8 protein-coding genes and 1 pseudogene are annotated in these 13,093 nt (G+C 73.1%); 3 read left to right on the plus strand and 6 right to left on the minus strand.

Annotated elements, in window-relative coordinates; translation table 11 throughout:
• Positions 1-8: 8 nt before the first annotated feature.
• Positions 9-2,744 carry an AAA family ATPase gene (locus Voc01_RS54245; RefSeq protein ID WP_203932156.1) on the minus strand — a complete coding sequence of 912 codons (2,736 nt, stop codon included), beginning with the start codon at positions 2,742-2,744 and terminating at the stop codon, positions 9-11.
• 120 nt (positions 2,745-2,864) lie between these two features.
• Between Voc01_RS54245 and Voc01_RS36160 the strand changes: the two are divergent.
• Positions 2,865-3,140, plus strand: a pseudogene (locus Voc01_RS36160) (VOC family protein); the annotation flags it as partial.
• Positions 3,141-3,233: 93 nt separating this feature from the next.
• Here the strand turns inward: Voc01_RS36160 and tnpB are convergent.
• Positions 3,234-4,601: an IS607 family element RNA-guided endonuclease TnpB gene (tnpB, locus tag Voc01_RS36165; protein ID WP_239160719.1), complete on the minus strand. Its 1,368-nt coding sequence runs from the start codon at positions 4,599-4,601 to the stop codon at positions 3,234-3,236.
• A 164-nt stretch (positions 4,602-4,765) separates the two neighbouring features.
• Here tnpB and Voc01_RS36170 point away from each other — a divergent pair, with 164 nt between their 5' ends.
• On the plus strand, positions 4,766-5,680 hold the full coding sequence (locus Voc01_RS36170) for an aminoglycoside phosphotransferase family protein (protein ID WP_239160720.1): 915 nt from the start codon (positions 4,766-4,768) through the stop codon (positions 5,678-5,680).
• 38 nt (positions 5,681-5,718) lie between these two features.
• Here the strand turns inward: Voc01_RS36170 and Voc01_RS36175 are convergent, their stop codons facing one another.
• Entirely contained in the window at positions 5,719-6,648 is a 930-nt protein-coding gene (locus tag Voc01_RS36175) for a hypothetical protein (RefSeq protein WP_203932158.1), read from the minus strand.
• A 330-nt stretch (positions 6,649-6,978) separates the two neighbouring features.
• Between Voc01_RS36175 and solA the strand changes: the two genes are divergently transcribed.
• Positions 6,979-8,130: an N-methyl-L-tryptophan oxidase gene (gene solA / locus Voc01_RS36180; protein WP_203932159.1), complete on the plus strand. Its 1,152-nt coding sequence runs from the start codon at positions 6,979-6,981 to the stop codon at positions 8,128-8,130.
• Between the two features lie 9 nt (positions 8,131-8,139).
• Here solA and Voc01_RS53455 read toward each other — a convergent pair whose 3' ends face one another.
• The 3 genes from Voc01_RS53455 to Voc01_RS36195 all read right to left on the minus strand — a co-directional run bounded on the left by Voc01_RS53455 (position 8,140) and on the right by Voc01_RS36195 (position 13,061).
• Positions 8,140-9,903, minus strand: coding sequence for an AAA family ATPase (locus Voc01_RS53455; protein ID WP_239160721.1), 1,764 nt, complete (start codon positions 9,901-9,903; stop codon positions 8,140-8,142).
• Between the two features lie 198 nt (positions 9,904-10,101).
• Positions 10,102-11,691: a serine/threonine-protein kinase gene (locus tag Voc01_RS36190; protein ID WP_203932160.1), complete on the minus strand. Its 1,590-nt coding sequence runs from the start codon at positions 11,689-11,691 to the stop codon at positions 10,102-10,104.
• A gap of 200 nt (positions 11,692-11,891) precedes the next feature.
• Entirely contained in the window at positions 11,892-13,061 is a 1,170-nt protein-coding gene (locus Voc01_RS36195) for an MFS transporter (RefSeq protein ID WP_203932161.1), read from the minus strand.
• Positions 13,062-13,093 lie beyond the last annotated feature (32 nt).

Raw genomic sequence — 13,093 nt, forward strand, 5'->3', positions numbered from 1 at the left:
GCGTGCACCTACCTACTTTGGCCGGGCACGATCCCCAGAGTGACCGCGTGGGCGACCGCGTCGCGGCGGTTGCGGACGCCGAACTTGTCGAGTACGGCGCCGACGTGGGTGTCGACGGTGCGGGTGGAGACCACCAGCCGCTCGGCGATCTGGGCGTTGGTGAGGCCTTCGGCGACCATCCGCAGCACGGTGAGCTGCCGCTCGGTGAGGCCGGCCGGGTTGTCGCGGGTGGTGTCGGTCGGCCCGCGCGGGATCCGGGTGACGCCGACGTCGCGCAGCCGCGCCCGCACCCGCCGGCCCAGCGGCTCGGCCCCGAGCCCGTCGAGGACCGACAGCGCGGCGAGCAGGTCGTCGGGGTCGTCGCTGTCGGCCAGCGCCTGGGCGCACTCGTAGGGGCAGCCGAGCTCGGTGAAGCCCTCCGCGGCCAGCGCCCAGTCGCCCCGGGCCTGCGCCACGTACGGCTCGGTCCACGCCGGCGGGGTCGCCCGCCCGGTGGGTGGTGCGCCGGTGGGTGGCGTTGCCTGGCCAGCGGGTGGCTGGCCGGGTGGTGGGCGGCCGGGTGGTGGGCGGCCGGGTGGTGGTGTTCCGGTGGGTGCCGCCCCCGCTTTGGCGAGCCACAGGTACAGCTCGGGCAGCACCGGGTCGCGCGGGTCGCCGGCGAGGCGGTCGTAGGCGGGCGCCGCCACCGCGGTCACCGCAGCCCGGTCCCCCCGCAACCACGCGGCCTCTGCGCGGGCGGCCGCGACCGGACCGATGCGCAGCGGCTCGTCCATGCGTTCGGCGATCTGGCGCGCCTGGTCGATCAGGTCGTCGGCCTCGGGCAGTCCACGCCGGACCGCGATGCGGCCGCGGACGGTGAGCGCGCCCCAGCGGGCGGCCGGTTGCGCGTCGAAGGCCGGCTCGACGACCGCGACCGCCTCGTCCCACCGGCCGGTCGCCAGGTAGACGAGGCCGCGGGCGACGAGCAGGTACGCGAGGAACCCGACGAACTCGGTGCCGTCGGCGTAGCCGATCGACTCGGTGAGGTAGCGGTCGGCGTCGTCCCAGCGGCGGTCCTCGATGAGGCTCCACACCAGGTTCACGTACGCGCGGCAGGCGTGGTCGGTCTCGCCGGCGTCGAGCGCGACGCGCAGGCTCTCCACCAGCCGCGCCTCGGCGTCGGGGTCGCCGATCCGCCAGCCGGCGGTCGCCCAGTTGTTGAGCGCGTGCGAGAGCAGCGCTGGGTCGTCGACGGAGCGGGCGACCGTGACCGCCTCCGCCGCCAGCGCGACGCTCTCCTCGTTGCGGTTGGCGAGCATGTGCAGCTGGGCGAGGCTGCTCTGCGCCATTGCCAGCAGGGCGGGCTCACCCGCGTCCCGCAGGATCTTCACGCCTTCCTCGGCGGCGCGTTCGGCGGTCGGCCGTTCGTTGGCCCACCAGCCGATGCGGGCCAGCCACCGCAGCGCGGTACCGAGCTTCGCCTTGTCGCCGAGCGTGCGGCGCAGCGCGACCGCCTCCTGCTGCGCCGGCAGCGCGGGGCCGGCCTGGCCGAGCGTGTAGCACTCGACGGCGTACGCCTCGAAGAGGCCGGCGAGCGCGTCGTCGGGGAAGCGCGTGCGCAGCGTCAGCGCCAGCCGCAGGTGTGCGGCCGCCTCTCGGTGGGCGCCGGTGCGGCTGGCCTCGGTGGCGGCGGCGGGCGCGTACCGGACGATCGCGTCGGTGTCGCCGGCCTCCGCGGCGTGGTGCACGATGCGGGACAGGTCCCACTCGGTGTGCTCGACGAGGGCTCGCAGGACCCTGCGGTTGTAGTGCATGCGGCGGGCGGCGGGCAGCGCGTCGGCGACGGCCCGGCGGGCCAGCTCGTGGCGGAAGGCCACCCGTTGCGGGGTGACGGTGAGCAGCCCGTGCTGTTCTGCCGCCGCGAGCACGTGCATCCTGTCGGCGTTGCCGGGCCTCTCGGGCCTGTCGCGTAGCAGCGGGTCGAGCAGCCACCGTTCCACCCCGGACGGCAGCACCGCCAGCTGCTCCAGCGCCTCGCGGCTGGCCTCGGGGAGCCCGGCGACACGTCCCCGCACGGCGTCGGCGATCGTGGGCGGCACCTTCCGGGCGCCGCCCGCGGCGACGACCTCGGTGACGAAGAACGGGTTGCCGGCGGTGACCGCGTACACGTCGTCGGGGTCGAGCGCGCTCTGTTCGGTGAGCCGCCGGACCGCCGAGGTCGACAGCTTCTGCAGCGGCAGCCGCCGCGTGCCCGGCGTGCGGGAGGCCAGCCCGAGGAGGCGGTGCAGCGGGTGTTCGGGTCCGAGCTCGTCGTCGCGGTAGGTGAGGATGAGGACGGCTGGCAGCGCCGTGATCCGGCGGACCAGGAACTGCAGCACGTCGAGGGTCGCCTCGTCGGCCCAGTGCGCGTCCTCCACGGCGAGCACGGTCGGCTGCCCGGGCCGGTCGAGCTCGGCCCGCAGCGCGTCGGGTGCGCGGGTGCGGTCGCTGGCGTCGAGGGCCCGGGCCAGGCCGGCGCCGACGGCTCCGACGAGGTCGCGCAGCGGACCGAACGGCCGGGGTGTGGACAGGTCGTCGCAGTAGCCGACGAGCAGGCGTCCCTCCGCGGGCAGCACCGACCGGGCGGTCTGCAGCAGGCTCGACTTGCCGATGCCGGCCTCGCCGAACACCAGCACCACGGAGCCGGTGCCTTCGGCGGCGGCGCGGGTGGCGCTCGCGAGCTCGGCCAGCTCGCGCTCCCGCTCGAGTATGGGCCGGTCGGGCACCCGCCGATTCTATCGACGGACCCGCGTGCCTCCGGCCCGTGACTGCAACGGGACTGCAACAGCTGCGTCGACGGTGGGTGTCATCCTGAGTTCCCGGCCTTCACCCACGTCGCGCTGACCGTGACCGACCTGCCCGCCAGCGTCGCCTGGTACCGGCGCCTGCTCGGCGTCGACCCCGTCCTGGACGAGGACACCGGCCCGTTCCACCACGTCGTGTTCCCGATCGGTGGTGGTCAGCTGATCGGTCTGCACGCGTTCCCGTCGGCCGCCGGTTCCGCCTTCGACGAGCGCCGCGTGGGCCTCGACCACGTCGCGTTCGCGTGCGCGGACCGGTCGGCCCTCGACGGATGGCGGAAGCACCTCGACGACCTCGGTATCGCGCACGGCGGCATCGTCGACGCCCACTACGGGTCGGGCCTGTCGGTCCGCGACCCGGACAACATCGCGCTGGAGTTCTTCGCGCCGTTGCCGTTGAGTGCTGTTCGGCGCTCATGCGGCTGTCATCCCTTGCGGGAGGACGGTCCCGGTCTGACCCACGGTGGTGGCGCCGGGTTGACGTTTCACGGCCTCCTGCCCCATGTTCGGGGTCTTGCGGATGGCTCCGCGTCCTGCCACCGGGCCACTCCCGGCGGTGTGCGATTCGTTCGCGGCGAGGGCGGCGAGGTTGCGTGCGGCGTTGACATCCCGGTCCAGGACCAGGCCGCAACTGGCGCAGCGGTAGATACGTTCGGCGAGGGGCAGCTTGGCTTTCACCGCACCGCACGCCGAACACGTCTTCGAAGACGGGTACCACCGGTCGGCCACGACCAGCCGACCGCCGTTCCACACCACCTTGTAATCAAGCTGACGGCGGAGTTCCCCGAACCCCGCATCAGCGATGTGCCGGGCCAGCCGCCGATGGCCTAGCATGCCGGCCACGTTCAGATCCTCGACCACCACCGTGCCGTACACGCGGGCGAGCCGGGTGGTCAGTTTGTGCAGCCCGTCGCGGCGCAGGTTCGCCACCCGCGCATGCGCCGCCCCCATCCGTCCGCGGTAGCGCTGCCACCGCTTCGACGGTGCCCGGCCGATCCGCCGGTCCGGGCCCTGTTTACGGGCCAGCGCCCGGCCGAGTGCCCTTAGCCGCTGCTGGGCGCGGTCGAGGTGGCGGGGGTTGGGAACCGGTTCACCGGCGGACAGCACCGCCAAGTGCGTGATGCCGACATCGACTCCGATCACACTCCTTGGTCGAAGAGGGGTCCGGTCGGGGCTTTCCAGGTCGACGGTGAACGACACGAACCAGCGCCCACCCCGCCGGCAGACCGTCGCCGAGAGGATCCGTGCCGTACCCGCCTCGATACGCCGGGCGAGCTTGCGGGCCGACTCGTGCAGCTTCAACCGGCCCAGCCTGGGCAGGACCACATGCTTGCGGTCGGGTGCGAAGCGGATCGCCCCCGTGGTGAACCGCACCGTCGGCGTACTGCGATGCCTCGACTTGAACCGAGGGAACCCGACCTTCCGGCCGCCGCGTTTACCGGTGCGGGAGTCGGTCCAGTTCTTCAGCCCGCGGGCCAACGAGTCGAGGCCGGTGTTGAAGGCCTCCTTGGAACACTCCGCCCACCACGGCGCCACATCGCCCTTGATCTGGTTCCAGGTCCTGCGCAGTGCGGCCAGAGACCAGCCCTGCGCCGGGGTCAACGCTTCGTCTGGGACGCCGTAAGTGTGTTCAGCGGCACGTTGGTCCATGACTGCCTTAACCCGCGCCAGCATCTCATTGTGCGCCAACCGGCCCGCACCAGCGGACATCAAGCTCGCCCGCTCCTGTGACGGGGTGAGATCGAGGGCGAACCGGTACGCCTGTACCACCCGCACTCCCACCGCCCCCTCCCCGAACGACGGGGCAAGTATCACACCGAGCTATGACAATTCCCATCACCGCAGAGCCGAGCGTCATCGAACACCAACGGGCGCCAGAGGACGCTCGACCCACAACAGTCACGGCCCCCCTCGTGATTCCGGATGGTTGTTGGCACACTGGCGCGGTGCCCGCCGAGATCAACGAGGACCTCGTCCGCCGTCTGCTGTCCGACCAGTTCCCGCAGTGGTCGCACCTGCCCGTGCGGCCGGTCGACCACAGCGGTTGGGACAACCGCACGTTCCGGCTCGGTGACGACCTGAGCGTGCGGCTGCCCAGCGCCGACGCCTACCAGCACGCCGTGGCGAAGGAGCAGCGCTGGCTGCCTCTGCTCGCCCCGCACCTTCCCCTGCCGGTGCCGGCCCCCGTGGCCCACGGCAGGCCGTCCGACGACTTCCCGCGCCCGTGGTCGGTGTACCGGTGGCTGGCGGGCGCACCCGCGTCTCCTCACCTCGACGGCGGGAACGTCGCCGACCCGACGGCCTTCGCCACCGCCGTGGCCGAGTTCCTGGTGGCGCTGCGGGCCTGCGACGCGACCGACGGCCCGGCACCCGGTCCGCACAACTTCCACCGCGGCGGCCCGGTCGCCTACTACACCCCCGACGTGGAACGCTCCCTGGCCGCCCTCGTCGACGAGGTGCCGGTCGGCGCCGCCCGCCAGGTCTGGGACGACGCGCAGGCCTCGACCTGGCCGGCCGACCCGGTGTGGTTCCACGGCGACGTCGCTTTCGGCAACCTCCTGGTCGAGGACGGCACCCTCGCCGCCGTGATCGACTTCGGCACCTCCGGCGTCGGCGACCCGGCCTGCGACCTGGCCCTGGCCTGGACCATGCTGACCGGCAAGAGCCGCGACGCCTTCCGCTCGACGCTCGCCCTCGACGCCGACACCTGGGCCCGCGGACGTGGATGGGCCCTGTGGAAGGCGCTGCTCATCATGGAGGGCGCCCTGGAGGCCGGCAACGACGCGGAGGCCGCCGAACAACGCAGGGTGATCCGCGAGGTGCTGGTCGACCACGAACGTGCCCGGTTCGCGCTGAGCTGACTCCTTTCCTCCCTGGACGGCCTCTCCCTGTACGGCTTCTACCGTTCGGGAAGGTCGATCACGGTGATGGTGTCCGCGCCCGCCACAGCGAGACGGGTACCGTCCGGACGCAGCGCGACCACCGGGCTCGGCAGGTGGCTGACGCCGTAACAGCCCGTCCACCGCCCGGTGCCGACCTCCGGCCACTCGGCGACCACCCGCCCCGACACGACGTCGACCAGCCGGGGATGCCCGTGCAACGCGACGACCTGCTCGCCGCGCGGCACGATCACCCCGGCCTCGAACCCGAGCGCCGACCGGTGCAGCCAGGCCCCCGCACCGATCGACCACACCCCGACCTGCGCCCGACCGAGCTGGTCGTCGTCGGCGTCGTCCTCGTCGTCGGCCGACGTGGTGACGACGATCCGGTCGGCGTCGAGCCAGCAGGCGTTCGCCCCCTCCGCGCCGACCGCGCGGTGGAACGGAACCACGCCGAATCCGTCGAGCGTGCCCGGATCGGCGACCGCCCGCGGCAACGAGAACGCCAACGCCACCCCGTACGGCTGCCACACCCACCCGACGGCGAGCAGATGGTTCCCGTCCGGACTGACCGACAACCGCGAATGGAACACGTCGATCGGCTCCCGCTCCCCGCCGGTGAGCCGCTCTCCGGACCACAGATCGTCGACGTGCAGCGTGTCGTACCGGGTGGGGCAGTGGACGACGACCTCCCGCCCGTCGGCCATCCTCCCCACCGCGACCGGATAGTCGTAGTCGGCGGCGTGGTAGTAGCTGCGGTCGAGCTCCCGGACGAGCTCCGGACCGTCGAGCAGCAACGCCTTGGTGCCCCGCTCCACGTAGAGCACCCGGTACCGCCCGTCGGCCGAGGTCACGCTCTGCCCGAACGGACCCCCGAACACCCGGGACGGCTCCTGCTCCACCGGAGTGCCGTCGGACGCCCACCGCAGCGGCCCACTCTCGGGCGCCACGAGTTCGTCGCCGTCTCAGGCGAGGGCCGGCACCTTCCGGTCGACGGGTATCACGAGCACCGGCGAACCGTAACCGACCCGGTGAGCGGTGGCACACGTGTTACCCGCTGCCCTCACGGTGACCACCCCTCCTCCTCCTTGGACGCATGCCGCGCCGCAGATACACCATGTGCTCCCGAAACCCTGCTCGATCGCGCGGATGCCCGTCCCGGAAAGCCTTTCGCGTGAACGCGCCCGTGTCGGTAGGGCAGGCTCCGGCTCGTTGGTGGGGATTTCCTCACCGTCTCCAGACGGAAGCCAACGATGGTTCGCGTCGGTAGCGTGGCCGCCATGAACGGCTTCGACGTCATCGTGATCGGGCTCGGCGGCATGGGAAGCGCCGCCGCGTACCACCTCGCCGCCCGTGGTCGGCGGGTGCTGGGGCTGGAACGGTTCGGGCCCGCGCACGACAGGGGATCCAGCCACGGTGACTCGCGGATCACGCGGCAGGCCTACTTCGAAGACCCCGCCTACGTGCCGTTACTGCTGCGCGCGCACGAGCTGTGGGACACGCTGGCCCGTGACAGCGGCCGCGACGTCATCACGCTCACCGGCGGCATCATGATCGGCCCACCGGCCAGCACCACCGTCGCCGGCAGCCGGCGCAGCGCCGAGCAGTGGGACCTGCCGCACGAGGTGCTCGGCGCCGCCGACATCCGGCGGCGGTTCCCGACGCTGACGCCGGGCCCCGACGACATCGCGCTGTACGAGGACAACGCCGGGTTCGTGCGTCCGGAGGAGACGGTGCGCGCCCACCTCGACCTGGCCGGCCGTCACGGTGCCGACCTGCGCTTCCACGAGCCGGTGCGGCGTTGGAAGACGTCGTCCGGCGGCGTGGAGGTCGTCACCGACAAGGGCACCTACACCGCCGGGCACCTCGTGATCTGCCCCGGCGCGTGGGCGCCCGAGCTGCTGGCCGACCTCGGCGTCACGTTCACGATCGAGCGGCAGGTGCTGTACTGGTTCGCGCCGGCCGGCGGCGTCGAGCCGTTCCGGCCCGGCCGTCATCCGATCTACGTCTGGGAGGACGCCGGGGGCACGCAGCTGTACGGTTTTCCGGCCATCGACGGTCCCGACGACGGGGTGAAGGTGGCGTTCTTCCGCGGCGGCCGAACGTGCACCGCCGACACGATCGACCGGGTCGTGGCCGACACCGAGGTCGCGGCGATGGCCGCACACCTGCGCGGGCGGATCCCCGACCTGCCGGACCGGTTCCTCCGCGCGTCGACGTGCATGTACACGAACACGGCCGACGAGCACTTCGTGATCGCCCCGCACCCGGCCCACGAGCACGTGACGGTAGCGTGCGGCTTCTCCGGCCACGGGTTCAAGTTCGTGCCGGTGGTGGGCGAGATCCTGGCCGACCTCGCGACGGAGGGCTCCACGCGGCACCCGGTCGCGCTCTTCGACCCGGGCCGCTTCGGTCGGGGCGCGCCCGGGTGACGGCGGGTCTCAGATGTGGCGGCGCATGCCGGCCAGGGCGTCGAGCAGGTCCCGCTGGGTGATCGGGCTCGCCGCGCCGTAGCGGGCCTCGGCCATCGCCTTGGCCATGCGGACGCGGCGCAGCAGTTCGCGGAGGTCGGCGCCGGTCATGCCGGGGGTGACGTTGGCGAGCTCGACGACGTTGACGTCGTCGGCGAACATGCGGAACCCGTCGGTCTCGTGGTCGGCGATCAGTTGACGGAGCATGCCGGTGAGGATCTGGGCGCGACCGGTCGCGCTGGGTAGGGGAACGGACAGCTTGACGTCGAAGCGGCCGGAGCGGATCAGGGACTCGTCGACCTTGTCGGGGAAGTTGGTGGTGGCTACGACGATCACATTGGGGTTCTCGGCGATGAGGGTGTTCATCTCCTGCTTGAAGATGCCGGCGACCGAGTTGACCATCTGGTCGGCGGAGTGGTCGGGCGCGCCGACGTAGCTGATGATGCTGTCGAACTCGTCGAACAGGAGCACGGTCGGTGTCCGGTAGCGGCGGGCCTCGGCGAAGATCTCCTTGATGTTCCGCTCGGAGCTGCCCACCCACTTGTTGAGGATGTCGGGGGTGCGTACCTCGCGGAGCCGGCCGCCGATCTCGGCCGCCAGGGCCTTGGCCAGCGTGGTCTTGCCGGTACCGGGTGGACCGTAGAACAGCAGGCCCTGCGGGCGGCGGGTACCCCAGCGGGCCATCGCGGCCGGGTGGTTGAACGAGTCGGCCACCTCGCGGAGCTGGGCGACCACGTGGTCCATGCCGCCGATCTGGTCGAGGCGCAGCACGTCGGAGCCGGGCAGGATCGACCGGCCGCCGGGGTAGCGGCTGAGGCGGATTCGCCGTCCCGTCCAGAAGTCGGCATCGTCGCCGGCGTTGGACATCCGGACGGCCACCGTCAGAAGGATGCGGGTGAACGCGGCGAGCTGGCCCGCGTCGGCCAAGGCGGCCGGCACGGTGGCGGAGACGGTCAGGGTGCGCGGCCCGGTGGCGGCGAGGGTGGCGACCATGCCGGTATCAGCGTCGACGACGGTGCCCGCGGCCGGCTGCTCGGCCGGCTGCTCGGCCGACTGCTCTGCCGACCGGACAGTGCCGGCCGGCTTGCCCGGGCCGCCCCAAGTAGTCGCGCCCCCGGGCCGATCCGGGCCGCTCGGCGCATGGGGGTCGCCGGGCCACCATGTGCCGTCGGGAGCGGTCGTGCCACCCCGCCAGCCGGAGCCGGGCAGAGCGTGCCGCGTCCCGCCCCGGCCGGCGCGGCCGGCGGCCGGGCTTCCCGCGGCCGGGTTACCCGCGGCTGGGTTACCCGCGGCTGGGTTACCCACGGGGGAGCGTCCAGCGGCGGAGTAGGCGGCTGCTTCCCGGGCGGCGGCTTCGCGGAGGGCGGCTTCGCGGCGCTCGCGGCGGTCGCGGTAGGCGGCGTAGCCGAGGACTGTCAGCGTGACCAGGCCAGCCACGCCGCCCAACAGCATCGCCACGGCGGTGGCGGGGAGCATGGCGTGGCCGAGGTCCTCGGGGCGGGTGAACGGCCGGCGGGGCACCGCCGTGACCGAGCCGGTCAGGCGGAAGGCGGAGCCGTCGGGCTCCGGGGAGAGGGTCAGGCCGAGGGCGGTGACCGGTGCCGGCAGGTCGGCCTCGTGCAGCAGGGTGAGCCGGCCCTGGCGGGCCGCGGAGAAGAGCGCCTCGGGGTCGACGATGTCGATCGTGGCGCCCAGGTAGGAGAGGCTGACCGTCTCGGGGCGGATACCGACCATGTGTTCGATAGTGCCACCGCGGCGCGCCGATGGCGCGGCACGGAGCGAGAGCAGAGAGCAGAGAGCAGAGAGCAGGGAATGCGGCGCGCCGCGCAGATCAGCGCCGGGGCGCGCGGCAGGAGCCAGTGGCGAGGAGACGGGGGCGAGCAGGAGACAGGGGCGAGCAGGAGTCACCCGCGCGCCGGAGACGCGGGCTCGTCAGGGAGCGGCCACGTCCGGGTTGATGCGGGGGATGCCGTTGTTGCAGCGGCTCTTGAACGTCACGCGGCCGGAGGTGCCCGTCTCGAACCGGATGTTGACCTGCTCGGCCGGGCCCGGGTTGACCCGGGTGACGTTCCAGCCCGCCGCCGCGTTGTAGGCGACGATCTGGGCGACCTCGCCGACGCACCGGACCGTGACGGAGTTGCCGTACTCGGAGGCCGAGCGTTCCTGCCACTGGGGGTCCGGCGGGTCGGTCTCGGTGGGGCCCGGCTGGTTGTACGGGCCGGTCGTCGGGGTGCCCGGGACCGGGGCGGGCGGCGTCTGGGTGCCGATCGGAGGGAGGGCGCCGTTCGGCAGGGGCGCGCCGCCGTTGGGAGGAGTGTTCGCCGTCGCGTTCGGGGGCGCCGTGCCGCCCACACCGGAGCCGCCGGCGGAGGAGGAGCCGGTGGGCTGGCCGGCGGTCGGGACCTCGCCGCCGGTCGACGGGCCCGCCGTCCGCCGGTCGGCGTCGTCGGCGCCGACGTTGGCGGCGGCGACCGCCGCCACCAGGATCACGGCGATCGCGGCGGCGGCCATCGTGACGAGTCGGGCGCGCCGGCGGGGGCCGCGGCCGCCGAAGGGACGGGCACCGAAGGGACGGGCACCGAACGGACCGGCACCGAACGGACCGGCGCCGGAGCCGGCCCCGAGAAGACGGCCACCGGACCGGGAACCAGAACGGCTGCCGGGGCGCGTCACGGGTACCGGCGTCAGATCCACGGAGATCGTGGCGGCGGCGGCCGTCAGGATGTCGGCGACGTCGGCTGCGGGGGGACGGTCGGCGGGCTCCTTGAGGAGGCACGCCTCGCAGGCGGCGATCACGTCGGAGGGCAGGCCGGTCAGCGGGGGCAGCGGCTCGGGCTCGGTGTACATGTGCGCCACGAGCATCTGGGTCGTCGACTCCGCCGGCCACGGCATGTACCCGGCCAGCATCCGGTACAGCAGCACACCCAGGCCGTAGACATCGGTGCCGGCGACCACGGCACCACCGGACAGGCGCTCCGGCGCGACGTACGCCGGCGTCCCGAAGAGGACCCCGCCCTGCTCCGTCAGGTCGCCGACGACAGCGGCGACACCGAAGTCGACCACCTTCGCGGTGCCGTTGGCCAGGATCATGACGTTGGCGGGCTTCACGTCACGGTGGACGATGTCCTGCTCGTGAGCGGCGGCGAGGCCGCTCGCGATCTGGGCGCAGATCTTGAGGACCCGCGACAGCGGCAACGGTCCGTCGTCGAGGAGCTCGGCCAGGGTCTGGCCGCTGAGCAGCTCCATGACGATGTAGGGCACCCGCTCGCCACCGGGGCGCAACGACTCGCCGTAGTCGAAGATGCCGGCGATGTTCGGATGGGCGAGACGGGCGGCCGCCTGCGCCTCGGCACGCACACGCTGGCGGAACGTCGGGTCGGCGACGAACCGGGGCGACAGCAGCTTCACCGCGACATGCCGGTCGAGGACCTCGTCCCACGCCCGCCAGACGACGGACATGCCTCCTTCGCCGAGCCGCTCGACGAGGCGGTAGCGCCCACCGAGCATGTCCGCCGCATCCACGGCGTGATTGTGCACCATGCGGGAGCGCCCCTACATCCATCGATTCCTAGCTGTTAGCGAATCGAACCGTACTCCCGGTGCCGAGATGGCCGAACGGCCACCTCGTCCCACCTCGCGGTCGCGGCCCGCAGGGTGACCGGCCACGGCCAGTGGGGGTGATCGGTCCGCGGGGTGACCGGTCGTGATGGCTGACGGCCGCCTCAGGCGACCTCGCGGTCGCGGCCGGCCAGGTGACCGGCGACCAGTTGGCCGGCCATGACCAGCAGCATGAACGCCAACGGCGCCGACCACCCGCCCGTGTGGTCGTAGAGGACCCCGACGAGCAGCGGGCCCGGGATGGAGATCAGGTAGCCGGTGCTCTGGGCGAACGCCGACAGGCGCACCACCGCCGCACCGGTGCGGCCGCGCAGGCCGATCATGGTCAGGGCCAGGGGGAAGGAGCAGTTGGCGACCCCGAGCAGCACCGCCCACACCCACGCCCCGCCGTTGGGTGCCCACCACAGACCGGCGTAGGCGGCCATGCCGACCAGCACCAGGCCCACCGCGATACCGCTCTGGTTCGGCAACCGGCCGGCCAGCGACGACAGCACGATCGACAGCGGCACCCCGAGCAACGAGGTCACCGCGAACAGCACCCCGGCCGTGGTGGCCGACAGGCCGGCGTCGCGGAACATCTGGGGCAGCCAGCCGATGATCACGTACGCGGAGGTGGCCTGCAGGCCGAAGTAGCAGGCCAGGGCCCACGCGACCGGACTTCGCACCATTGGGGCCGCCACCTCCCCGGACACCTCTTGAGTGGCGACGGTGCTGTGCCGGTCACCTCTCAGGCTGAACCACGGCGGCACGGACAGGGCCGCGAGCAGTGCCCACACCCCCAGGCCGACCCTCCAGTCGCCGCCGAACGCGGCCGCGACCGGCACCGTCACCCCGGCGGCGGCCGTCGCCCCGGCATTGAGCGCCATCGAGTACCAGCCGGTGACCGCGCCGACCCGGTCCGGGAAGCGCTCCTTGACCACGGCCGGGAGCAGCACGTTGACCAGCGCGATCCCGGCGAGCGCGACAGCGGTCGCCGCCGCGAAGGCGGCCGCGCCGGTCGCGAACACCCGCGCCGCGAGGCCGACCACCGCCGCGCTGAGGCCGACCGCCACGACGGTCGCCGCCGTGAAGCGCCGCGCGAGTCGCGGCGCGGCCGTCCCCACCAGAGCGAAACACGCCACGGGGACCGAGGTCAGCAGGCCGGCCACGGCCGCGCTCATCCCGAGGGCGGCCCGCACCTCCGCGAGCACCGGCCCGAGGCTGGTGACCGCCGGCCGCATGTTCACCGCGCCGAGCAGCAACGCGGCCATGGCCAGCCGACGGCTCCTGATCATGGGCCAACCATCGCACGGGCGTGTGGCAGGGT

Source organism: Virgisporangium ochraceum (assembly GCF_016863655.1).
Taxonomy (GTDB): domain Bacteria; phylum Actinomycetota; class Actinomycetes; order Mycobacteriales; family Micromonosporaceae; genus Virgisporangium; species Virgisporangium ochraceum.